Genomic DNA, 22,698 nt, shown 5'->3' with positions numbered 1-22,698 from the left:
AGGATGACCCATTTATGATTCGTATACTGGTTGTTGATGATTCCGAAACCGTCCGGAAACTCATGACGTATGAGCTGGACCGACAGGAAGGCATGACGGTCGTCGGCATCGCCTCGAACGGAATGGATGCCGTTCGGAAGGCCGCAAAACTCAAACCGGACGTCATTACCATGGATGTAAAAATGCCGATCATGGACGGACTGGAAGCAACCCGGGAAATCATGTGTACACAGGCCTGCCCGGTGGTGATTGTGAGTCAATACTGGGATCAGGATAACAAACAAAAGGTCTTCGAAGCTCTCGCCGCCGGCGCAATTGCAGTTGTAAACAAACCGGCGGGCCCGGGGCATCCGGAATACGAAACCTCTCTGTCACACCTCTTCAAACAAATCAGAATGATGTCTGAGGTGAAAGTCGTCACTCGACGACGCAGCAAACCGGATCCGGAAAAAGTTCCGGCAACGGTTCTTAAAAAAAGCGGTGTCAGCTGCCCGCCGGCATGTCGCCCGGACTGCCCGGTCAGCAAACGCAACGGCAAGCTGGTGGTGATTGGAGCGTCGACTGGAGGACCGGTCGTTCTGCGCCAGATTTTCGAACGGCTGCCCGCCCCGTATCCTCTTCCGATTCTCGTTGTACAGCACATTGCTCACGGATTTCTGACCGGACTGGTGGACTGGCTGGGAACCGCCACTGGCCATCACATCCTGATCGCCGAACAGGGAATGATTCCGGAACCGGGAAAAATCTATTTCGCACCGGATGACCGGCATATGGGACTCGACCCGGACGGGCGAATCGTTCTCTCCAAAGATCCCAAAGAGTACAGCCTGCGGCCGGCAGTGTCCTATCTGTTCCGGACTGCGGCCCGGCACGTTGGAAACAGGACGATTGGAATCCTGCTGACCGGAATGGGCTCAGACGGAGCAGCAGAACTCAAAATACTGAAAGACACCGGCGCGGCAACAGTCATCCAGAATCAGGAAAGCTGTGTCGTTTTCGGAATGCCGGGCGAAGCCTTTAAACTCAACGCAGCACGTCATGCCCTGCCCCCCGAGGAAATATCCGAATTTCTGTCTCTTGCAATTTCTGAATCACGACCAATGAAGGACCCCGCATGAAAAACGAACTCCAGAAAGTACTTATCGTCGAAGACAGCCCCACTCAGGCGCTCATGCTTGAGAACATCCTTCAACAGGAAAGCTTCGTTACCCAGCTGGCGCGCAACGGCGAAGAGGCCCTGAACGTTCTGCCGGACTTCCGGCCGACACTCGTCATCAGCGATATCATCATGCCGGGAATGGACGGATACGACCTCTGCCGAAAAATCAAAGGAAATCCGGACACATCCACGATTCCGGTGATCCTGCTCACGTCTCTTTCGGATCCGTATGATGTCATCCAGGGACTACAGTGCGGCGCCGATAACTTCATCACCAAACCCTATCAGCAAGAATTCCTGCTCTCCCGCATCCAGTATATTCTGATCAATCAGGAGCTGCGGAAAACCATGCCGGAAGAATCCGGCGTTCAGATCTATTTCGGCGGCGAAAAAATCTCGGTCACATCCAGCCGCATCCAGATTGTCGACCTGCTGTTCTCTTCGTTTGAAAATGCCGTACAGAAAAACCAGGAGCTCAAGGCTGTCAACCGGGAGCTGGAGGAAACACAGGCTCAGCTGGAACAAGCCATGAAAGCGGCCAATGCAGCCAATGAAGCCAAAAGCGAATTCCTCGCCAACATGAGTCACGACATCCGCACCCCCATGAACGGAATCATCGGAATGAGCGATCTCCTCCGCGACACCGGACTCTCCCCGATTCAGCATGAATACCTCGACCTGATCCAGCAGTCGGCAGGATCTCTGCTCTCACTGATTAATGACATCCTCGACTTTTCCAAGATCGAAGCCGGGAAACTCGATATTACCAAAAAACCCTTCAACCTGCGTGATTACGTGGGACTCAACCTCAAAACACTCGCCGTTCAGGCCGACCAGAAAGATGTTGAGCTCGCAGGCCGCGTCGAGCCGGATGTCCCGGATATCATCGTGGGCGACCCGCATCGTCTGGGACAGATCCTGACCAATCTCATTGGAAACGCCATCAAGTTTACCGATGCCGGCGAAATCATTGTACGCATCCACAGCCATGAGACCGAAAACGAACTCACCGAGCTCCATTGCTCGGTACAGGACACCGGCTGCGGGATCCCTCAGGATCAATGCGATACCATTTTCGATGCGTTTTCCCAGATTGAAGGAGATAACGAGCACATCAAACAAGGCACAGGACTCGGACTGGCTATCAGCGCAAAACTGGTCGAGATGATGGGAGGGAAAATATGGCTCGAAAGCACTCCCGGCCAGGGAAGCACGTTCCATTTCACGATTCTCGTCGGAACCTTGGATACAGAATCAAAGCGCAATGGACACCTCGAATCACTGAAGGTCCTCGCTGTTGACGACAACCCGACCGCATTGAGTTTCCTGCAGCAGATGCTTGAAGAAGCCGATGCCGATGTAACCCCCCTGCAGGATCCGTCCGGGCTGATTGATCAACTGCAGCGGGAAGCAGAAACCGGAAAACCCTTCGATATTCTGATTCTGGACACAAAAGTCCCCGGTGCCGATATGTTTTCCCAGATCAGGGAAATCATCGACCGGAACCTTCCCGGAACAATTATTCCCGCCCTGCCTGCAGCCACGCTGCGCGAGCACAGCGCCCTCTGTAAAGAACTGGAACTCAAACACCGCTTAACCAAGCCTCTGTACGACACCAATCTGCTGGCAAAACTTGGAAGCATCAAAGCCGGGATCGCGAAAGAAGATGTGCTCGAAGACCGCAAGCCTTCCGTGATTCCCGAAACCCGCGTCCTGAATGTACTGGTCGCCGAAGACAATCTGGTCAACCAAATGGTTGTCACCCGGATGCTGACTTCACTGGGCCACAAGCCAACCATTACAGCCAATGGTCAGGAAGCCGTGGAAGCCCTCGAAAAGAATGATTTCGATCTGGTACTGATGGATGTGAAAATGCCGATCATGGACGGGTTTGCAGCCACCAGAGCCATCCGGAATTCATCCACCGTTAAAAACCCGAAAATACCGATCATTGCTCTCACTGCAAATGCAATGAAAGGTGACAAAGACCTCTGCATAGATGCCGGGATGAACAGTTATGCCACAAAGCCGCTTCAACGAAACTGTCTGGAGGAAGCCATCAGACAGTTTGTTGATGCATCTCACTCATAGCATCTCTCACAGCTTCCGGATCCGTGAAAGGTCGTTCGCAGGCAAAGCTGCGGCAGATGTATACAGCGGGCGCGCCGTTAACCGGCCGCATGTCCGCAGTGAACGGCGCAATTGTTTCAAGTCCCGGTGTTTTCAGTAAGACCGTACAGTTCGGCTGACGGGCCGACCGTACCGCCTGAATCAGCGCCTGCGTTGCCGGCAGCCCGCGATCGCCGACAATCACAACATCAATCCCGCCGGACTTCACAAACTGAATCGCCTGCAATGCCTGAGTGAAAGCGGAAGGAATCCGGTTGATAGTCGAAGCAAACGCCCGGGCTGTACGGGCCGCTGTTTTCTCAAACTCGATGCGCCCGGTCATCCGGGCCAGCTTCAGCAGATTCATCACCTGGATCGAATTTCCGGAAGGCAGCGCGCCGTCGAGTATGCTTTTCGGACGTACAATCAACGGCTCCGCGTCATCGGCCGTCAGATAAAATCCGCCGCTCCGCGGATCCCGGAACTGAGCCAGCACCGCGTCATTCAGCGTCAGCGCTTTTTCCAGAGTTTGGAAATCAAACGAGGTTTCGTACAGCTCCAGCAACCCGAAAATCATAAACGCATAATCGGTCAACTGCCCGGGAACGGCGGCCTGCCCTTCCCGCCAGCGGTGTGTCAGACGGCCGTTATCCTGCAGTTCGCTCCAGACAAAATCCGCGGCGCGCTGCGCGGCCTCAGCATATTGAGGGTCATCAAACACACGCCCGGCTTTCGCCAGAGCCGCAATCATCAGGCCGTTCCAGTCCGCGAGCACCTTGGTATCCTTGAGCGGATGAATTCGTTTTTCTCGCGCAGCAAACAGTTTCGAGCGGATCTCTTCCGAGACATTCTCCGGACCGCTGCGATGCAGAATATTATCACCGGTTTTCCGCCGGGAGGATTCGTCGCGAAAATTTCCGTCTGCCTGAACATGAAATATTTTTACAACCATCGCCAGTTCATCGGAATCGAGCAGTTCGCGCAACTCGTCGAGCGACCACACATAAAATTTGCCTTCGATTCCTTCGCTGTCAGCATCCTCTGCCGAATAAAAACCGCCCTCGGGCGCCGTCATATCGCGCAGGACATATTCAAAAATCTCCTCAGCCATGCGACGATACGGTTCATCGCCGTATGCCTCGAACGCTTCAATGCAGGCCAGAGCGGTCAGCGCCTGATCGTAGAGCATTTTTTCAAAATGCGGCACCAGCCATTCGCGATCGGTGGAATAGCGATGCATCCCAAAACCGATCTGATCCCACACACCGCCCCGATGCATTGCTGTCAGTGTTTTATCAACCATCGGACGCGCCGCCTCCGGATTCTGACGAATCAGGAAAACGAGCCGATGCGGCGACGGAAACTTCGGCGCGGAGCCGAACCCACCGTGCTGTCCATCAAATGTCTCTTCCGAATCCTCAAACGTGCGTTCCAGCAGGTCTTCGTCTAAAACGGTTGCTCCCTCCTCCGGCGCCGCGAGCGCCGCAGTCAGCTCAGCAGCGGACTTTACAACCGTTTCACGCTGATTTTTCCAGGCATCGGAAAGACGCGGCACCAGCTCCAGCAGGCCGGTTCGCCCGAAGCGGCTTTCGAGCGGGATATAGGTGCCTGCAAAGAACGGCTGTTTCTCGGGAGTCATCACAACCGTCAGCGGCCAGCCGCCGCTGCGAGTAAGCATCTGGCAGACGGTCATATAGATTTCATCAATATCGGGCCGCTCTTCGCGATCAACCTTCACACAAACAAACGCCTCGTTCAGCGCGGCTGCGGCTTCCGGGTTTTCAAACGACTCGTGCGCCATCACGTGGCACCAGTGGCACGTCGCATAACCGATCGACAAAAAAACAGGTTTATCCTCTTCGCGGGCTTTCCGAAACGCCTCGTCACCCCACGGGAACCAGTCGACCGGATTGTGCGCGTGCTGAAGCAGATACGGACTTTTTTCGTGAATCAGCTGATTTGTCTGTTTCGGCATTGCATGCTCCTTCCGGTTTCCAATGCCTGAAAAACGGGTGCCGCAACACCGTTGCTTTCCAAACATTGGAACAACAATACACCGGAACCGTCCGAAACCCAACCAAAACGATCACATTTTAAGCAGATTACCGATCAGCCGCGGGCAGTTCCGTTTGGATAAAACGGAAGATTCACAACAGTTGCCGGGAACTGTTTCCCGCGGATTTCGACATCCAGAACCGTTCCGAGCCCTGCGGCATCAGCCTTAACGAGTGCCAAAGCCACAGCTTTTCCAAGGCTTGGAGAAACAGAACCGCTGGTAACCTCGCCCATTTCCAACCCGCGGAGAAACACTTTATCGTGCGCGCGGGCGGCGCGTTTGCTTTCGAACTCCAGAGCAACCAGCAGCTCGGCTGGAGTTTCCAGGTCGCGCATGACGGCATCGCGCCCGATAAAATCCTGATCTTTTTTGATGAACATGCCGCGGCTGACGCCGGCGGGAGTACGATCGGTCGAGAGCTCGTGGCCGTAGAGCGAGTAGCCCATTTCTAAGCGAAGCGTATCGCGGGCGCCTAGGCCGATCGGCTTGATGTTTTCATTCCCCAGCAGTGCGCGCCAGATGCGCACCGCCTCGGAAGCCGGGAAATAGAGTTCATAGCCCAGCTCGCCGGTATACCCGGTGCGGCTGATCAGCATTTCAGTATCCAAGCAGGCGGAGCCTGCACCCAATAGTTTTTCCAAGCCTCGGAAAAATTCTGCTCTGAAATATCCAATATCAGGAATCGATCCAAAAACTTTTTCCAGATCGGTGCGCGCCTGCGGCCCCTGCACGTCGAGCTTAGCCAGTTCGTTTGAGCGATCCGTAAAAACGGTTTCGGGCGAAAGGTGGTTTTGAATCCATTCGGCATCGCCGTCGCGCGTGGCGGCGTTGACGACGAGCATGTAGCGCGCGTCATCGAGGCAATAGCAGGTGAGATCGTCAATCACACCGCCCTCTTCGTTAAGCATGAAGCCGTAGCGGCACTGCCCAACCGCCAGCGTGGATACCTTCATCGTCAGCAGGTTTTCGAGATCGGCCGCCGCCGTCGGGCCGGTCAGCTCGAACTCGCCCATGTGGCAGATATCGAACAGCCCGGTTTGCGTGCGCGTATGCTGATGTTCTGCCAGAATACCTTCGTACTGAATCGGCATATCCCAGCCGCCGAATTCGGCCATGCGGGCACCCAATGTAATATGTTCTTCGTGCAATGGTGTGTGTTTCAAGAAAGTTCCCTCCATGTAAATTTTTCCACGCCGTCCACAGTGCGGCCGCTCCCGTTTTCCATCATGACCACCGGACAGCCGGCAGCCTGCGCCGCATGGACCCCGGCCGGGCTGTCCTCAAAGACAATCGTTTCTTCCGGCGCCAGCTTCAGCCACTCGAGAGTCAGCAGATACATTTCCGGATCGGGCTTGCGGTGCTCCACGTCGTCGGCCGTACAGACGGTTTCAAACAGATCGATCATTCGCCCTTCCACCAGCGCATTGCGGACAAAACTCTTCGGTGAATTGCTGGCCAGCGCCAGCCGCTTGCGTGCGCGCCATTTGCGAATGAAGTGAATCGCCTGAGGAAACACATCCGTTCTGAAATGCTTTTCAACATGCCGGCGCTTTCTGCGCAGCACTTCGGCCACATCAAAAGTCAGTCCGTGCCGCTTCGCAAGTATCGGTGCGAAGGTGTTGGTGTGCGACTCAAAAAACTCACGCCGCTCCTCATCCGTGATCTGATAGCCGGTCAACGCCTCAACCGCTTGAGAAAAACCATCGGCATGGTATTTCTCCGAATCGATCAGCGTACCGTCGAGATCAAAAATGAATGCCTTATACTGATTTAAATCCGGTTTCATAAGACTTCTGAATTTCCGCTATAATTCTTCCCCTGAAAAGGTTGTTTTGAGAGTTTATTTCCAATGTTCGGAAAAAAACCACCTCAAATTCGCCATGTCGGCCTGTTTGCGGCTCTAACGGTCGCCGCCATGGCACTGTTTTTCAACCTCTATGAGCCGTGGCAGGCAATCGGGCCGGAACGGATCGTCGACGGCAGTTTTGAAAGCCCGGACTGCGCCGCAGAGTGGACAGGCTGGGACGAGCGGCTGGCGCGCCTGGCCCATGGAGACGGCTACAGAAACTCCACAGGCGTAATTCTGGAAGCAACCCCGAGACACCACAGCACGCTGCGGAAGACCATTCCGGACATAAAAAATATCCCTGCCTTCAAAGTTTCCGTTCGGGCCAAAGCGGAAAAGGTTCATCCGGGAACAGAAGGATACCATCTGCCGCGAACCATTTTCTTTTACCGAAACAGCAAGGGCAAAGGAATGTACAACCATTCCCACACGGTGTTCGGTCTCAAAAAAGATACGAGGTGGAAGCGCTACTCCAGTATATTCCCGGTTCCGGAAAACAGTATGGACGGCCGGCTTCAGCTTCAAAACCTGGGAAGCAGTGGAACGCTGTATGTTGATGACGTATCTGTCATTCCGGTCAGCCCGCGACCGACCGCTCCGTTTTTTCAGGTGCTGTTCATCCTGCTCTGGATTGGCGCATTCAGTGCCTGTCTGCTTGCTCTTTCGCCGTGGACCAGCCGAACCGGCACCGCCACCCTGCTGTGCGCGACAGGCATTATTGCCGGGGTTCTGCTCCCTGGGGAATTTCTCAACAGAAGCATCCTTCGCACCGCGGACATGTTTCAGAAAACCGTACAGCGAATCACACCACCGAAACCCGAAACACCGTCACCTGCCCAAACGGACAAAATCCCGGCCGCCGAATCCGAACCCCGGCCCGAAGAGAAACCGGCACCGCACCAACCGAAACCACCGGCAGAGACTCCGGCCGACACCTTTGTCAGACACACCTATATCACGGGGCACTTTTCTCTCTTTCTGATACTGGCGGCCCTGTCAATGCTCACATGGGCTCCGGCCCATAAACCAAACCGCATTATTTTTGCGGTTCTGGCCGGGCTCACCCTGTTTGCGGCGTCAACGGAAGTGCTTCAGTTTCTCACTCCGGACCGCAAGGCCGGCCTGGATGATCTGGCGGTGGACTTTTCCGGCATCCTGATCGCAGTGGCGCTGACAACGCTGCTGACGATTCCGCGCCGCATCCGGCGCACGGCAAAATCCGCCGGACACCCTAAAAACACGTAATAAAATCAGGCATTTCCTAACCTAAAAAAAATGCCAGAAAGTGTTGCACTCCTTTTTTAAAAGAGTACAAATCGCCGCAAATCCAACCGGGAATAGGTTCCGGTTGAAGAAAAACCTCACCCTGGAAACAGGAGGGAAAAGATGAAAGAAAAGAAATATACAGAAAAGATAACACGTCGGCGCTCCGGTGAAAGACGCAGCTTCATCCTGAAGACTGCATCCGGAAGTATCAAAAGCCCGATGTCCTGGACAGCGGGTATCTAAAATAACCCGTGCGGCACCATCCGCACACAACATTTTACAGGGGCGGCGCAGAATGCGCCGCCCCTGCTGTTTATACGGCCCTCTCACTCGTTTGAATCAATCAGGTTAGAGTTGCCTCCTGTTCAAGCTCTGGTATCCTCTTGCGCCTTATGGAAACCCAGTTCAAATTGATTCGTGAAACCGCCGTCGCCGAACTCAACGGCATCGTAAAAGAATATCGCCACGAACCGACCGGAGCGGAATACATCTCGGTAGAGAACAACGACAACAACAAGGTGTTCGGGATTACCTTTCGCACTCCCCCCTCCGACTCCACCGGCGTCGCCCACATTCTTGAACACACCGTCCTGTGCGGGTCCCGCAAGTACCCTCTGAAAGACCCGTTCGTTCAGCTTCTCAAGGGTTCCCTTCAGACCTTTCTGAACGCGATGACCTACCCCGACAAAACGGTCTACCCGGTCGCCAGCCAGAACGTGCAGGACTTCTACAATCTCGTCGACGTCTATCTGGACGCCGTTTTCTTCCCGCGCATCACCCCGGCCTTCTTCCGGCAGGAAGGCTGGCACTACGAGCTGGAAGGCCCGGACGCACCCCTCACCTGCAAGGGCGTTGTCTACAACGAAATGAAAGGGGCCTATTCGTCCCCCGACAGCCTGCTGCTTGAACGCTCCCAGCAAAGCCTTTTCCCGGACACCACCTACAGCCTCGACTCCGGCGGCAACCCCTCGGTGATCCCGACTCTCACCTACGGCGAATTCCGCGAATTCCACGAAACGTGGTATCACCCCTCCAACGCCCGCATTTTCTTTTACGGCAACGACGACCCCGCCAAACGGCTCGAAATTCTCGAAGAATACCTCGGCGGTTTTCAATCCCTGGAAAATCCGCCGGACTCCTCCATTCCACTGCAGCCCTCTTTTAAAAAACCGGCCCTGATCAAGGAAACCTTCGCCGCCGGCGATGAAGACTCCAAAGCCTTCGTGACTGTCAACTGGGCACTGCCCGAAGGATCCCTTCACTTTGCGCTCACCGTGCTCGACCACATCCTCACCGGAACCTCCGGTTCGCCGCTTCGCAAGGCGCTCATCGAATCCGGCCTCGGCGAGGACATCGCGGGCTTCGGCCTCGAAACCCATCTGCGCCAGCCTGCCTATTCCATCGGCATGAAAGGAGTCGACACTCCAAACCTTGGCAAGGTGGAAAAACTGATTTTTCAAACCCTGGAAAAACTGGTTCAGGACGGCATTGATCCCGGCGACATCGACGCCGCGCTCAACTCCTTCGAATTCGACCTGCGCGAAAACAACCGCGGTTCCTGCCCGCAGGGGCTCTCCGTCATGCTCACCATGCTCGAAACCTGGCTGTACGACTGGGATCCGCTGGTGCTCGCCGCCTACGAAAAACCGCTGGCCGGCCTGAAACAGGCACTGGCCGACAACCCGCGCTATTTTGAAGAGCTCATCGAAAACTCCCTGCTGAAAAACCCGCACCGCTCTGTTGTCCGGCTCATCCCGGACGCCTTTAAGGCCGAGCGCGAAGATGCTGAAGATGCCGCCGTAATGCAGGCCGTAAAGGATGCGATGATTCCCGACGAAATCAAACGCACCATGACAGCCGCCGAACGCCTGCTCGACATGCAGAAAGCTCCCGACAGCCCGGCCGCCATCAAAACGATCCCGCTGCTGTGCCGCAACGACCTGCGCAAAGAGGTGCGCGTCATTCCGCGCGAAATCGAAACCTTCGACAACGCCACGGTCCTTTTTCACGACCTGTTCACCGGCGGCATCGCCTACATCGATATCGGGCTGGACCTTCATGTGCTCGACACCGACGACCTGCCGTGGGTTTCCCTGCTCGGAAGCATGCTTTTGGAAATGGGCACCCAGAAAGAAAGCTTTGCCTCCCTCTCGCAGCGCATTGCCCGAAAAACCGGCGGAATTTATGCTGCGCCGGTTCATGCGGTTCCGGAACAATCCCCGGAAAGCGTCAGTCGTCTCTTCCTGCGCGGGAAGTGCATGGCCAACCGGATTGAAGATCTGTTTTCGATCATCAGCGATATCCTCTTCCTGCCGGCGTTCGACAACATCAAGCGTTTCAAGGAAGTCCTGCTGGAGCAGAAAGCGGAAATGGAAAGCGGACTGGTCCCCAACGGCCACACCGCCGTTCTCTCCCGCCTGAAAGCGCATTATCACGAGGCCTCCCGCGCCGCGGAAGCCATGGGCGGCATTGATGCTCTCTTTTTTCACCGCGAGATCGAACAGCGCGTGGATGACGAATGGGCCGCGATTCTTGAACGAATCGAAACCATCCTGAAAAAGATGCTGGCCGGCGGACTGGTCGTTAACGTGACCGCAGACAACCGGGACCGGGCCGTGATTTTCCAATCCCTGGAAAAATTCCTGTGTGCTTTTCCAACCATGGGAAACAATCTTTCCAACCCCTGGGCATTTAAAGCCGATCTCCCAAAGTCCGAGGCCCTTACGGCGCCCTCTCGCGTCAACTATGTCGGCAGCGCAATCAATCTGTTCGACAACCACTACCAGCACGACGGTTCAGCGCTGGTGGTTACCAAATATCTGCGCACCGCCTGGCTGTGGGAAAAGATCCGCGTTCAGGGAGGCGCTTATGGCGCGCTGTGTACGTTTGAACCCTGTTGCGGCGTCTTTGCCTTTGCCTCCTATCGCGACCCGAATCTGGCCGACACGCTCGAAGTTTACGCCCAGACCGGAGAGTTTCTCAAAAATCTGGATATTGATCAGGACGAGCTGAGCCGTGCACTGATCGGAGCCATCGGCGGAATCGACACCTACCGACTGCCCGATGCCAAAGGATACTGCGACACCCTGCGCTGGCTCACCGGAATCACCGACGAAAAACGCCAGCAGCGCCGCAACGAAATTCTGGCCACAACGGTCGAACACTTCCGGCAGTTTGGTGAGTTTCTCGATATGCACGATGCCGTTACCGCCGTGCTGGGCTCCAAAGAGTCCATTGAACTCTCCAACGTGCCCTTTGAGCGTCATCTGAAAGTCCTGTAAATGCACACCGCTTCAGCATCGACATACAAGATTGTACAAAAAGAAAACTATGCTGAAGTGCATGCTTCTGGAAAACTTTCCCCATGGGACTTCCTGGAAATCATTTACCGATTGCACAGGGCCGACCCCAAAAAGGAAAAACCCGATCTGTGGGTGTTTGATAAGAATGTGGATTTTCCGCTGCACTCCTTTCCAAGGCTGGCTCAAGGAGTCATGAACCTGCTGATCCGAAGTGCAATCAAAGAGGGTTGCAGAAGCGCCATTCTGACAGCTGATGAATTCCAAAAAGCCAAAGCGGAACTGTACTGCGCCGAGGCGGCATTTTTACCGTTTGAAGTTCGAGCTTTTACCGACCGCTCACAGGCACTGGCCTGGCTGCTGAATTAATCAAACCTTTCGTTCCTGATCTCAGCCCACAAGCTCTTCCACACATCCGTAAAAATCATCCAGGTTGAAAGGCTTTTCAACACAGCAAACAGCCCCCAGATCCCGGGCAACGTTCAGATTATCCTTGGGCTCCCACTGCCCGACACCGGACATCGCAAGAATTCTCTGTCCGGGAAACTGCTCCAGCACGGCAGGAATCAAATCAAAACCGTCCAACTCCGGCATATGCATGTCCGTAACAACAAGATGGACGTCGCGTTCCTGCAGCACCCCCAATGCCTCGACACCATTGGACGCCGTAATCACGGAGTGTCCCTGCCTCTCCAGAGCTGCCTTAAGCATCATAATCATGTCCAGCTCATCATCAACCACAAGAATATCTGCCATCACACCCTCCGTTCCACGATGATTGACAATACTACCAGATTTAACTTTCAAAGAAAGATGCTTTTAAATAAATAATATGATAAACATCCAGTCTCAAATTAATCACCCCAAAACCCGTTGTTTCCAAAAAACGCAGGACGAGCACCAAAGCCGCAGTCCGCTGTTTCTGATTTCAAACAATGTCAATCCACGCCCGCGCGTGGCGGGCGACTTCACCAAACGGAGCAGATCCACTCGCAGTAGCTGTTTCAATCCACGCCCGCGCGTGGCGGGCGACATAACGGTACTCGGCCCAACGCTCTTGATAGCCGTTTCAATCCACGCCCGCGCGTGGCGGGCGACGAGCCGTTGACCTTCGTAATAAGTGGCGGACATGTTTCAATCCACGCCCGCGCGTGGCGGGCGACGACTGGCTGTAAACTGACCTCTACTTTTGCTTGAGTTTCAATCCACGCCCGCGCGTGGCGGGCGACTTTAAGTTAATTGATCTGATACGGAGGGTGTAATGTTTCAATCCACGCCCGCGCGTGGCGGGCGACGCGATAACGACACTGCCGGCCGCAAGATCGACCAGTTTCAATCCACGCCCGCGCGTGGCGGGCGACCACCTGGTGCCGGTTGGATACATCCAGGGGTGAGTTTCAATCCACGCCCGCGCGTGGCGGGCGACGTGATGAGCTGCTCTACGTTCGAGCCTGAGCCGGTTTCAATCCACGCCCGCGCGTGGCGGGCGACGATGCGCAAAGAACTCTTATCAGCATCCAAGATGTTTCAATCCACGCCCGCGCGTGGCGGGCGACTAAGGTCCGCTAAGGCTTGCTTGTTGACTGACTTGTTTCAATCCACGCCCGCGCGTGGCGGGCGACATAACGGTACTCGGCCCAACGCTCTTGATAGCCGTTTCAATCCACGCCCGCGCGTGGCGGGCGACAGGAAACGGATATCACCTGTGCGCAGGCCATCGAGTTTCAATCCACGCCCGCGCGTGGCGGGCGACGATCGAATTTCTTCAGCATCACTGCCGCGAACTCGTTTCAATCCACGCCCGCGCGTGGCGGGCGACATGACGGCAGCGGCAACCTGCTGACGCTGCACACGTTTCAATCCACGCCCGCGCGTGGCGGGCGACTAATCCCATACCGGCGAAAAGCAAGGCTTCAAGGTTTCAATCCACGCCCGCGCGTGGCGGGCGACCTGTCTCTGATTAATCAGCAGTTCGGCCCGCAGGTTTCAATCCACGCCCGCGCGTGGCGGGCGACTTTCCGGGTGATATTCAACGGAATCAAGGATCAGGTTTCAATCCACGCCCGCGCGTGGCGGGCGACGAGGCGCTTCCGGAAACTGCCAACAAACTGACGGGTTTCAATCCACGCCCGCGCGTGGCGGGCGACTATTAAGGCTGCCGGTCGTTGCACCGCCCATCATGTTTCAATCCACGCCCGCGCGTGGCGGGCGACCTGAGCAAGTGCTTCTCGAGCATCGGATTCAGCAGTTTCAATCCACGCCCGCGCGTGGCGGGCGACCGTCCGGCCAGTGCAGTACGCCGCGACTTTGTTGTTTCAATCCACGCCCGCGCGTGGCGGGCGACGCTTAATTTGCACTCTTCCTTCACGGCCAGTCGTGTTTCAATCCACGCCCGCGCGTGGCGGGCGACTTTCTGCCGGTGGTGAGAACCGGGTTATCAATGTTTCAATCCACGCCCGCGCGTGGCGGGCGACTCCGCAAATCAGCAAAGTCCGAATCGTCTCCTCTGTTTCAATCCACGCCCGCGCGTGGCGGGCGACTCGAGTTCCTGGAAGGCGGGAACGGTTAACCACGTTTCAATCCACGCCCGCGCGTGGCGGGCGACTATTTGACGGCGAGCAGCATCAGCTGGTGGAGGTGTTTCAATCCACGCCCGCGCGTGGCGGGCGACGAGACAGGAGGCGGTTGCCGGTTCTGCTATTCTGTTTCAATCCACGCCCGCGCGTGGCGGGCGACCTTACAGCCGAGACCTTAACGCCTGATGGTACGTTTCAATCCACGCCCGCGCGTGGCGGGCGACTGTATTTTTGTAAGTGTCTGATCTGGCGCTGTCAATGGGACAGTTTGCGCGAACTGTCGATTCGTCGCCCTATGGACTATTCGATTTTCAAAGATCAATTAAAGGTGGGCCTTTATTTTCAGCCGTATACGGGTTGCGCGAACCGGCCGGGGTTTTACCGGGGACTGGAGGTTCGCGCGATCAAATGATCAGCAAATCATTTTCGAGGTTCGGCGTGTCTTTCGTTCCATGGTGCTCGAGTTTTTGTTCCCAGTTTTTACCGAGAAAGTAAAAGCGCAGGGAATCTTCGTCCGGGTTATAGAGACGTAGGAGCTCGGTGCGCAGAGCGGTCCATTGGGCGGAATCGACGAGGCACTCGAAGACGGAATTCTGGACGCGCTGGCCGTAGTTGAGGCAGGTTTTGGCAATGCGTGCGAGGCGACGGCGTCCGGGTTTGCTGATGGTTGATACGTCGTAGCTGACGAGGACGAGCATGATGAATCTCCTGTCTATTTCCAGATGAAGGGCGGATAGGCGTCGAGGTCGCCTCGCAGGTGGCGGGCGAGCAACTGGGCCTGCAGATGAGGCAGCAGGCCGATTTTACATTTTTCTTCGAGGTAGGGATGAATGATCTCTTCCTGCTTGCGTTTCTGCCATGCGGCGAGAAGGGTTTTGCGGGCGGCATCGGTCATGGAGACGGCCCCGCCGGCGGAATCGTTGAAATCGCCGGGCTGGATCTGGCGGCGGTTGATGAGCGAAAGTACGAGACGGTCGGCAAGTAAGGCACGGAACTCCTCCATCAGGTCGAGTGCCAGGCTGGGCCGTCCGGGGCGGTCGGCGTGCAGATAGCCGACGCAGGGGTCGAGCCCGACGCCTTCGAGCGCGGAACGACAGTCGTGCACGAGCAGTGTGTATGCGAAGGACAGCATGGCGTTCACGGGGTCGGTTGGCGGGCGGCGGTTGCGTCCGCGAAAGGAAAAGGCGGCGTCTTTCACCGTGATAAGCTGCGGGAAGGCGGCGAAATAGGAGGCGGCGGCTTCGCCTTCGTTGCCGCGCAGCTCTTCGATGGGCATGGGCTGCTGCAGGCGGCGGAGGTATTGGCTCAGGCGGTTCTCGGCGGTTTTCAGAGCGGGCTGCTCGCCGTGGTCGCGCAGGGCGCGGCGCAGGACGGCGCGGGCGTTGGCGATTTTGCCGAGGAGAATGTTGCGGGCGATGGCGGATGCGGCGGCGGACCGGTCGGCCACGCGGTACTGCTCGCGTCGCAGCAGGACGTTGCCGGAGACCGGCCCCTGGATGCGCGCGAGGAATTTGCCGTATTCAGAGAGGAATGAAACTGCGACATTGTTCTCAGCGCAATGGTGCATCAGGAACGGACTCATGGAGACGACGCCGAAACAGACAATACCGTCGAGCGTATGAATGGGCACGCGCAGTTTGCTTTCCTGTTCGACGTTAACCACAACGGACTGTCCCTCTTTGTGGAGATAGGCTTTCTGCGTGGTGACGTAGAGCGTATTAAGGTGCTTTTTCACGTAAGGCCTCCTGTAGATAATCAGACACGGCGCGCCGTTTTTTCGGCATGCAGGTTTCGAGCAGCGAGCAGGCATTGCATTTCTTTTTGTCGTATTCGGCGGGAGGCGTTTTTCCGGAGCGGAGCATTTCGTGCAACGCGGCGGTGGCCTGCTCGGTTTCGGAGCGCAACTGCGGCGTAAACGCGACGGCTTGACGCCGCCGCGGCTGGCCGTAAAAGACGGCCCCGTCCGGAATCTTCACCCCAAGAATTTCCTCGAGGCAGAGCGCCTGGGCGCACAGCTGCACGAGATCACAATGCGTCGGCTTGGGCCGACCGCGCTTGTGCTCGACCGGGAAAACCTTATCGTCGTGAAACTCCACCACGTCGGCCTTGCCGATCAGCCCCAGTCGAAGCGAACGCAGCAAGACGGCGTATTCATAACGGATGCCGTCGCGCGTTTCATGTTCGGGGCGGTCGACCCGGTCGTGCTGCGCCCGGCCCTCGGCGGTGAAGCGGTTTTCCGTCCACTGCTGCTCCAGATGAATCAACGCGCACTGGCGCGGACAGTAGATGTAATGCTGCAGCGCGGAAAGCGGAAGAAGATCGGAATCGGAAAAACTCATCGCCGCCTCCTCTGTTCGTCCCGCGCTGCAATCCTCGCGCGGGTCATACGCTCGCGCAGGCCGCCTTCTTTCAGAAAAGCTTTCTCCAACGTCTGCAGCTGGCGCGACAGCAAAGCACAAGCCACATTGACCAGCACTAACGCCGCATTTGCCGAGAATTCAGGGTAGAGTTTCGTGGACAACATGGACGTTCTGGACGCAGCCTGATCCGCCCCATCCTGTCCACCGAGCCCACATTGTCCAAGAGACCTTATTGAGCTCTCCCGCACCCATTGCGCTACCTCATCAGCAGTTGTACACCGTCGATCGACCAGCTCCTGCCGAAGCGGATGGCCCTGCTCCCAAATTGCCAGCCTCCGTTGTCGCAGAAAATCCTCATCGTCGAGACGCAGCTCTTCCAGGCTCGCGCGCGCAACATTGGTCAGCTTGAGTTCTGTCTCCTTCGAGGTTCCGGAGGCCTGCGAAGCCTCCGCGATATTCTGAACACCGGAGCGCCCCGCCTGCACCATCTGGTCGCGCGTGCGACTGAAGCGGTCGATGTATTTCTCCACCAACCGCACCGTCACATCAAACGCCAGTTGCGCCACCTGGAAGCTCTTCAGCTTCCGGTAGCCGCCATGCTTGGGAATAAACCCCTCCGGCATTTCAAACCTCTCCTTACAGCATCTCGATCAATTTGACGCCATCCGGCGCATCGCCGATTTCCATGGTGTAATCGGCGAAAGAACGCGGCGGTTTTTCGCCGCAGTTTTTCGCCACTTTCACCAGATTGAACAGCTTCTGCGCCGGGGCATTCCCGAGTTCGGATGCGTGCTTAAACACAATGAGTTTTTGGGGAGCCATTTCGCCGCGCGCGGCAGAGCGGTCGTGGTCGAACATATTGAGTAGCGCTTCCCAGAACAGCTCCAAGTCGTCTTCGGAGAATCCGGTCTGTTTTGCCAGCGGCGCGGAAATGAACCCGTGGATTCGGTACAAGCCGTAAGGAACATATGTTTTGCGGCCCATCGTACGGTTATCTCCGTCTTGAGCATCCGCTTCTTTCCGTGTTTCAACAGCCATGCGGGTAATGCTTGCTTCCAGCGGAACAACCGGATCAATACTCTGAGAGAAAGCAAACTGAACCGGACCGCGCACCTGACCGCAATTATTTTCCTTGGCGCTCATCACCGCACCAAATGTTCGAACATCGAAAAAGTTCTTACACATCCAAGCACGCGCCTGACTGATCTTTTCCGATTTATCCTTCACATCTGCTACCGCATCATAGGCGGGGCTGCGTCGTTCGGTGAGAATCCCCTTTTCCTTTACATAGATATTGAAGGGAGCCTGATCCTCTTTGGTGAGTTCAACATAGTTGCGCACCTTGCGCTTAATGCAGACATCAGTGGTAATCCCATGTCCGGTTTCCGGGTCGATGCGCGGCAGGTTTCCGCCATCGGGATCGCCGTTGGGGTTTCCGTTTTTCACATCAAACAGCAAAACAAACTCGTAACGATTTTGGATGGGTTCACTCATGCTACTTCTCCTTCAGTTTTTGATTCTTTCTTCCGGTATAAATCGTTTTTCTTCTGGTAATAGGCGATGGCAAACAAGCCCTGATCCTGCAAGCCCATGTGTGCAGGAAACGAATCGACATGTTCCATGATTTCCGCGATGCGCCGATCTGAAACAGTTCCATACTCCGCTTTTCCAATATGGTGCTGAGACAGTCGCAACAGCCGAGGGAATACACTTGAAGGCGTGGCAGATGCTGCGCTGAAGAAGCGATCCTTTATCGTTGTGTTAACTTTCCCAAGCGCATCAAGCTGCACCTTTTCGAGAACCGCGAACAAGCCGCCGAGCAAATATGCAATTTCCTTCCGATCCGGATCCCAGGACATGGGCACCTCCTTGTTATAGTTTCTTGTTAATACAGCTTTTAGAATGGATGCGCGCAGGTAATTGATTCGCTGATCCGCACGAATGCGTCCGAGCACTCCCTGATAGAGATTCTGCGGATAATGAGCTCCGGTCAGGATGGATCGCGCCAACGCACCGCCAAGCACCGGGGAAATATCCTTGGTTTCGCGGGCGGTTTCTTTGAGCAGATGCCAAATACCCGGATACGGAATATCCTTGTCCGACCGTTCCATTTCCAAACATTGGAAATGGTCGCGCAGCCGCACCATCAGTTCGTCCACCGAACAGACATACCAGAAGCGCAGAGCCAGCCGCGCCTTGTTGAGCGAAAGTCCTAGAATATAAAATTTGATTTCGCCGTCGGCGGCGATGTCCGTTGGCATCCCGCCCTTGCGTACGGTCTCCAGAAACTTCTGCACATCTTCAGCGGCGGCTTCATCCTGCATCGAAGGATTCAGAACCTGACCAAACATTCCTTCAACGGGCGTTGCCCTTTCCGCCCAGAACACCGTCGTAGCATCGCCAATACGAAGGCGCTGGGTTTTGCTGCGGAACAGATATTTAAGCGCGGCGGAACTCTTGAATTCGGCTTCTACAGAAATCGGAGCGTTTTCACCCTTCTTTTTCCCATAGGATTCATAGGCAACTTCATTAAAGGAAACCAGCGACGCTCCCGAGCCGAACTTGAATTGAGCATACTGGGGCTGAATATCGTGAGTTTCTCCATCCAGAAAACTTACCCCTTGAGAAAACTCCTTCTTTTGAACAAACCCGCTCCACAAGGTTTGCACAGCCGGCCGCTCATGTACAAAACATGAATCTCCTGCCAAACGAAATGCGATCCATTTGCCATGCAACCCGCACATGTCTTTCCAGACGGACAACCCTACTGAATCTCTCGGATTCCATGTCTGCAAAAACGCTTTAACGGCGACGACACCTTCGTCGGTAGAATCACCGCACACCTCATTAATCAGTTCAGTGAATGATTTGTGATGAACATCCTTTTTGGCGGAAGCGGACATGCCGAAAATATAGTCGGCCTTATCGACCATGAAATTTGGAGTTGTTGCAGCCGCATTGGCTCGAACATTGACCTGATTGGTATATGGAACTTTTGACGTTCGGAACTCATATTTCTGTGGACCGGTCTTTGTGCGTAAATCTTCCGGCTGTCCGATCAGATTTCCCTGCCGGTCGATGGTGATGACGAAACCGATGTCTTCAATGCTGAACCCATAAGGAGGAACTTTGTTTTCGACGGCAAGTCGGTCGTACAACGTGATCAGCGACTGAAAGATCATGAGACCACCTCCTGCGCGCAATCGATTATGCCGTTTTTCATGATCGCCCTGAAAAAGCGCGGAGTCCTGTCGTTTTCGAAATCAATATCGTGCAGCATGAAGCCAAAATCGCGCTCGTCTTCAAACGGCGACTGCGGCACCTCGTCGCACCATTCAAACGAAACCGGAAATTCGCGACAGCCGAAATACGGGCGATGGAAGCACTGCCCCTTTTGCGCCCGCCGCTTGAACATATCGAGATGCTTGCCCTCATTCCGATCGTCATCGGAGGTGAACTCAAAATGGGCTTCAATGATATATTCCACGTTCCGCAAAACCAGCGACGCGCGCTGCTGCCGATCGTCCTCGATATAGCGGCAAACCGGACGATCCCCTTCCATATCCTTTTTGTTCACCGAAACTCGGTTTGCCATTTCGTTTCGGCGTATATTCTCAAAGCGGATGGGATTCATTACATGGATACGGTCAATAACCCAGCGGATAGCGGGCTTCCAATAAATGGCTTCGAGAATTCCCCGCGCCGCGGACGGAGTCATCACATCGTATGATACGCGTTCCACCTTAAGTTCTGGCCGCGAAAAAAGCGCATAATCGCCCCACACCCTTAACTTGATTCCATAACTCATTCCATTTCTCCTTATCCAAAAAATGCCTGTCCCTGCGGCGGGTTGCATTGCAGCCCGGTTTCATGCGAATAAAGCTCTTCCGATTTTAAAACAAACACGCCGGGCACGGGTTCTTCCAACCAATCGCAAATTTCATCAAACTGATAACTATAGACCTGCACCGTGTATTTCTGCAGACGCCGAAGGATACCGCCCGAATGCTCTGCAAAATCCAATGCATGCACCAGCTCCAGCGCTTCGTCCTCCAGTGCCACGATGATTGGAATGGTCGCCGTTTTGATCATTTGAAATTCCGCGATATCTCGAAACGAAATCTCCAATGTTTGAGCCCGAAGGCATCGCTGCAGGGTCTCGCCATCGTCCATTCGCTGTTCGTTCTTCCAAAAATAATCAGAAAAATATTCACGAACGCATTCCGGCACCGTGAGCCGGCCGGAATAACGATCAAACAACTTGGCGGCGGACTGAGCCGCCTGCCGGAAAAAGGCGCACGAGGCATCTTCTGGGAACTCGAATACACAGACTGGCCGCGGCGTTTGATATTTTCCGTTGCGATTGCAGCGCCCCGCCGCCTGAGCAATAGAGTCGATTCCGGACACTGCGCGATAAACACAGGGAAAATCGACATCTACCCCAGCCTCGATCAACTGCGTACTGACCACACGACACGGCAATCCGTCATCCAGCCGCTGTCGAACCTCCGCCAGCGTTTTTGTTCGGTGGTCCGGGTGCATTAACGCGCTCAGGTGAATACTTCCTTCGGACTCAGGCAACGCCTTAAAAACATCCAGCGCCTGCTTCCGGGTATTCACAATGCACAGCACCTGATTCTCATTGGACAACCGCCCGGCGAGCTCCCCCACCTCCAGCACACCAACAAAAGATTCTTCCGTCCGTTTCAAAGACGAAAACAGTTCGGCGACATCGCCAACGATTTCTCTCACATTTTGAAGGCCGGATTGAAACTGATCCGAATATTCAACAGCGGGCTGTGTGGCCGTGCAAAGCACAGAGCTTACGCCGTAGCCAGACGACAACTCCTTAATTATTTCCAGACAGGGCTTCAGTTTTTCAACAGGAACAGCCTGCACTTCATCAAAGATAACAACGCTGTCGGAGACATTGTGAAGCTTACGGCATTTCGACGGCTTATTGGCATAGAACGAATTAAAAAACTGAACATTTGTTGTTATAACAACCGGAGCATCCCAGTTTTCCGATGCAAGACGGGTTTTCCAATCCGAGTCGTCCGGAATAAAATTGCAATGATGCTCCAGTACGGCATCTTTGCTCAACATATCACGAAAAACTGCGGCATTCTGTTCAATGATGCTCGTAAACGGAATCACATAAATGATCCTCCGCTTCTCGTATTTCTTGGCATGCTTCAATGCAAATGCAAGCGACGCCAGTGTCTTTCCACCACCCGTTGGTACCGTTAGCGAAAACAGTCCCGGCTCGTTTCCCGCCGCGCTCAGGCAATCCCGCAATACGCGTTCTCTTTGCCGGTTAACCGGCGACGCGATATCTACCTTTTCTCGCAACGCATTAAACCGCATCCAAAAGCACTTTGATAACTCATCCAACTTCGGATATCCGGAACGCCACCTGGCCTTTTCACCATCAATGAACATTTCCGTATCCAAATAATCAGCATCAACCAGACAAGAAAATAACATCCGTGCAAAAAACTGAAGCTGAAAACCCAAGCGCTCTGGATCCAGTACAAATGGAAGTTCAGCAGGAATCGAAGACACCTTCGCCAGTTTCATATTCGGCATGGACTGGTTCAAACGAACTTTCAAACCTGCACGAACAGAACCCTCATTCCAATTCGGCAACCCTCCGTGATGCCCAGCAACGCAATAAGCCAAAAGTTGTCCGGCCTGTTTTGATTGAGAGAACAACCATTGCGCCCCAGCATCCGCATGCGCTGGGTGCCCAGCGTAATGTCCGGAAAATTCATCGGAAATGCCATTCACCTGCCGCAACCATGCCTGCCAAGCCAGCGTCCCTTTTCCCAAATCATGATTGATCCCGATCAGTCGCCCCCACTCTTCTCCACCGAATGGTTGAGCGAAATCGGCCGCTTTTTCAGCAACGTTTTTCAGGTGCGTTTCAAGCGGCTGCCAGTGAGCCGGGTCGAGACCATTGCTGTGAGCATAAAACACTGGAGAAGTATGGGGCGGCATAACCCATACACTTTAAAAGCAGGAAAG

At 55.0% G+C, this 22,698-nt stretch carries 18 protein-coding genes and 1 CRISPR repeat array; of the genes, 6 read left to right on the top strand and 12 right to left on the bottom strand.

Translation table 11 applies throughout. The features are described 5' to 3' along the window. The first annotated feature begins 14 nt into the window (after positions 1 to 14). Positions 15 to 1,118, top strand: coding sequence for a chemotaxis-specific protein-glutamate methyltransferase CheB (gene cheB / locus GT409_RS09610; protein WP_160628880.1), 1,104 nt, complete (start codon positions 15 to 17; stop codon positions 1,116 to 1,118). After that, positions 1,115 to 3,250 carry a response regulator gene (locus GT409_RS09605; protein ID WP_160628879.1) on the top strand — a complete coding sequence of 712 codons (2,136 nt, stop codon included), beginning with the start codon at positions 1,115 to 1,117 and terminating at the stop codon, positions 3,248 to 3,250. Before cheB ends, GT409_RS09605 begins: the two co-directional genes overlap by 4 nt. On the opposite strand, the gene GT409_RS09600 is transcribed toward GT409_RS09605, so the two are convergent. The 3 genes from GT409_RS09600 to GT409_RS09590 form a co-directional block, all read right to left on the bottom strand. Next, the gene (locus GT409_RS09600; protein ID WP_160628878.1) at positions 3,219 to 5,243 is read right to left on the bottom strand and encodes a thioredoxin domain-containing protein; all 2,025 of its coding nucleotides are present in this window, start codon (positions 5,241 to 5,243) and stop codon (positions 3,219 to 3,221) included. The two genes, GT409_RS09605 and GT409_RS09600, sit on opposite strands and share 32 nt — an antisense overlap. 134 nt (positions 5,244 to 5,377) lie before the next feature. Then, positions 5,378 to 6,487, bottom strand: a complete 1,110-nt coding sequence (gcvT, locus tag GT409_RS09595; RefSeq protein WP_233231516.1) for a glycine cleavage system aminomethyltransferase GcvT — start codon at positions 6,485 to 6,487, stop codon at positions 5,378 to 5,380. Beyond that, positions 6,484 to 7,110 carry an HAD family hydrolase gene (locus tag GT409_RS09590; RefSeq protein WP_160628876.1) on the bottom strand — a complete coding sequence of 209 codons (627 nt, stop codon included), beginning with the start codon at positions 7,108 to 7,110 and terminating at the stop codon, positions 6,484 to 6,486. Before GT409_RS09590 ends, gcvT begins: the two co-directional genes overlap by 4 nt. Positions 7,111 to 7,173: 63 nt before the next feature. On the opposite strand from GT409_RS09590, the gene GT409_RS09585 reads away from it, so the two are divergent. The 4 genes from GT409_RS09585 (at position 7,174) to GT409_RS09575 (ending at position 12,104) form a co-directional block, all read left to right on the top strand. Further along, a complete protein-coding gene (locus tag GT409_RS09585; protein ID WP_160628875.1) occupies positions 7,174 to 8,415 on the top strand; it encodes a VanZ family protein in 1,242 nt (413 codons plus the stop codon). 141 nt (positions 8,416 to 8,556) lie between these two features. Further along, positions 8,557 to 8,679, top strand: coding sequence for a hypothetical protein (locus tag GT409_RS16020; protein ID WP_269844918.1), 123 nt, complete (start codon positions 8,557 to 8,559; stop codon positions 8,677 to 8,679). A 149-nt stretch (positions 8,680 to 8,828) separates the two neighbouring features. Continuing rightward, complete coding sequence (locus GT409_RS09580) at positions 8,829 to 11,717, top strand: insulinase family protein (protein ID WP_160628874.1); 2,889 nt, start codon at positions 8,829 to 8,831, stop codon at positions 11,715 to 11,717. Continuing rightward, a complete protein-coding gene (locus tag GT409_RS09575) occupies positions 11,718 to 12,104 on the top strand; it encodes a hypothetical protein (protein ID WP_160628873.1) in 387 nt (128 codons plus the stop codon). Between the two features lie 21 nt (positions 12,105 to 12,125). On the opposite strand, the gene GT409_RS09570 is transcribed toward GT409_RS09575, so the two are convergent. From GT409_RS09570 to cas3, 9 genes are all read right to left on the bottom strand, one after another. Continuing rightward, positions 12,126 to 12,491, bottom strand: a complete 366-nt coding sequence (locus GT409_RS09570) for a response regulator (RefSeq protein WP_160628872.1) — start codon at positions 12,489 to 12,491, stop codon at positions 12,126 to 12,128. A gap of 179 nt (positions 12,492 to 12,670) precedes the next feature. Next, positions 12,671 to 14,535: a CRISPR direct-repeat array (repeat unit 32 nt; unit sequence GTTTCAATCCACGCCCGCGCGTGGCGGGCGAC). 180 nt (positions 14,536 to 14,715) lie between these two features. Next, positions 14,716 to 15,009 (bottom strand): CRISPR-associated endonuclease Cas2, encoded by a 294-nt coding sequence (gene cas2 / locus GT409_RS09565; protein ID WP_160628871.1) that lies wholly within the window; start codon positions 15,007 to 15,009, stop codon positions 14,716 to 14,718. A 14-nt stretch (positions 15,010 to 15,023) separates the two neighbouring features. Continuing rightward, complete coding sequence (cas1c, locus tag GT409_RS09560; protein WP_160628870.1) at positions 15,024 to 16,046, bottom strand: type I-C CRISPR-associated endonuclease Cas1c; 1,023 nt, start codon at positions 16,044 to 16,046, stop codon at positions 15,024 to 15,026. Further along, positions 16,030 to 16,650: a CRISPR-associated protein Cas4 gene (gene cas4, locus GT409_RS09555; RefSeq protein ID WP_160628869.1), complete on the bottom strand. Its 621-nt coding sequence runs from the start codon at positions 16,648 to 16,650 to the stop codon at positions 16,030 to 16,032. Before cas4 ends, cas1c begins: the two co-directional genes overlap by 17 nt. Next, positions 16,647 to 17,294 (bottom strand): four helix bundle suffix domain-containing protein, encoded by a 648-nt coding sequence (locus GT409_RS09550; RefSeq protein ID WP_160628868.1) that lies wholly within the window; start codon positions 17,292 to 17,294, stop codon positions 16,647 to 16,649. The genes cas4 and GT409_RS09550 overlap by 4 nt, the downstream gene beginning before the upstream one ends. 13 nt (positions 17,295 to 17,307) lie before the next feature. Next, positions 17,308 to 18,165: a type I-C CRISPR-associated protein Cas7/Csd2 gene (gene cas7c / locus GT409_RS09545; RefSeq protein ID WP_160628867.1), complete on the bottom strand. Its 858-nt coding sequence runs from the start codon at positions 18,163 to 18,165 to the stop codon at positions 17,308 to 17,310. After that, on the bottom strand, positions 18,162 to 19,853 hold the full coding sequence (gene cas8c / locus GT409_RS09540; RefSeq protein WP_160628866.1) for a type I-C CRISPR-associated protein Cas8c/Csd1: 1,692 nt from the start codon (positions 19,851 to 19,853) through the stop codon (positions 18,162 to 18,164). The genes cas7c and cas8c overlap by 4 nt, the downstream gene beginning before the upstream one ends. Then, positions 19,850 to 20,479 carry a type I-C CRISPR-associated protein Cas5c gene (gene cas5c, locus GT409_RS09535; protein ID WP_160628865.1) on the bottom strand — a complete coding sequence of 210 codons (630 nt, stop codon included), beginning with the start codon at positions 20,477 to 20,479 and terminating at the stop codon, positions 19,850 to 19,852. The genes cas8c and cas5c overlap by 4 nt, the downstream gene beginning before the upstream one ends. 11 nt (positions 20,480 to 20,490) lie before the next feature. After that, positions 20,491 to 22,671, bottom strand: coding sequence for a CRISPR-associated helicase Cas3' (gene cas3, locus GT409_RS09530; RefSeq protein WP_160628864.1), 2,181 nt, complete (start codon positions 22,669 to 22,671; stop codon positions 20,491 to 20,493). Positions 22,672 to 22,698 lie beyond the last annotated feature (27 nt).

Origin of the sequence: Tichowtungia aerotolerans, from assembly GCF_009905215.1 — a bacterium.
Taxonomy (GTDB): Bacteria; Verrucomicrobiota; Kiritimatiellia; order Kiritimatiellales; family Tichowtungiaceae; genus Tichowtungia; species Tichowtungia aerotolerans.
The sequence above is the reverse complement of the archived record's forward strand: the minus strand, read 5'-3'. Positions and strand labels throughout refer to the sequence as shown.

What these genes read in the sequence shown, in the direction of transcription:
- GT409_RS09570 (WP_160628872.1), bottom strand. Translation starts at nt 12,491, where the DNA reads ATGGCAGATATTCTTGTGGTTGATGATGAGCTGGACATGATTATGATG.
- cas2 (WP_160628871.1), bottom strand. Translation starts at nt 15,009, where the DNA reads ATGCTCGTCCTCGTCAGCTACGACGTATCAACCATCAGCAAACCCGGA.
- GT409_RS09600 (WP_160628878.1), bottom strand. Translation starts at nt 5,243, where the DNA reads ATGCCGAAACAGACAAATCAGCTGATTCACGAAAAAAGTCCGTATCTG.
- GT409_RS09575 (WP_160628873.1), top strand. Translation starts at nt 11,718, where the DNA reads ATGCACACCGCTTCAGCATCGACATACAAGATTGTACAAAAAGAAAAC.
- GT409_RS09585 (WP_160628875.1), top strand. Translation starts at nt 7,174, where the DNA reads ATGTTCGGAAAAAAACCACCTCAAATTCGCCATGTCGGCCTGTTTGCG.
- GT409_RS09605 (WP_160628879.1), top strand. Translation starts at nt 1,115, where the DNA reads ATGAAAAACGAACTCCAGAAAGTACTTATCGTCGAAGACAGCCCCACT.
- cas3 (WP_160628864.1), bottom strand. Translation starts at nt 22,671, where the DNA reads ATGCCGCCCCATACTTCTCCAGTGTTTTATGCTCACAGCAATGGTCTC.
- GT409_RS16020 (WP_269844918.1), top strand. Translation starts at nt 8,557, where the DNA reads ATGAAAGAAAAGAAATATACAGAAAAGATAACACGTCGGCGCTCCGGT.
- cheB (WP_160628880.1), top strand. Translation starts at nt 15, where the DNA reads ATGATTCGTATACTGGTTGTTGATGATTCCGAAACCGTCCGGAAACTC.
- GT409_RS09550 (WP_160628868.1), bottom strand. Translation starts at nt 17,294, where the DNA reads ATGCCGGAGGGGTTTATTCCCAAGCATGGCGGCTACCGGAAGCTGAAG.
- cas4 (WP_160628869.1), bottom strand. Translation starts at nt 16,650, where the DNA reads ATGAGTTTTTCCGATTCCGATCTTCTTCCGCTTTCCGCGCTGCAGCAT.
- GT409_RS09590 (WP_160628876.1), bottom strand. Translation starts at nt 7,110, where the DNA reads ATGAAACCGGATTTAAATCAGTATAAGGCATTCATTTTTGATCTCGAC.
- cas8c (WP_160628866.1), bottom strand. Translation starts at nt 19,853, where the DNA reads ATGATCTTTCAGTCGCTGATCACGTTGTACGACCGACTTGCCGTCGAA.
- cas7c (WP_160628867.1), bottom strand. Translation starts at nt 18,165, where the DNA reads ATGAGTGAACCCATCCAAAATCGTTACGAGTTTGTTTTGCTGTTTGAT.
- cas5c (WP_160628865.1), bottom strand. Translation starts at nt 20,479, where the DNA reads ATGAGTTATGGAATCAAGTTAAGGGTGTGGGGCGATTATGCGCTTTTT.
- GT409_RS09580 (WP_160628874.1), top strand. Translation starts at nt 8,829, where the DNA reads ATGGAAACCCAGTTCAAATTGATTCGTGAAACCGCCGTCGCCGAACTC.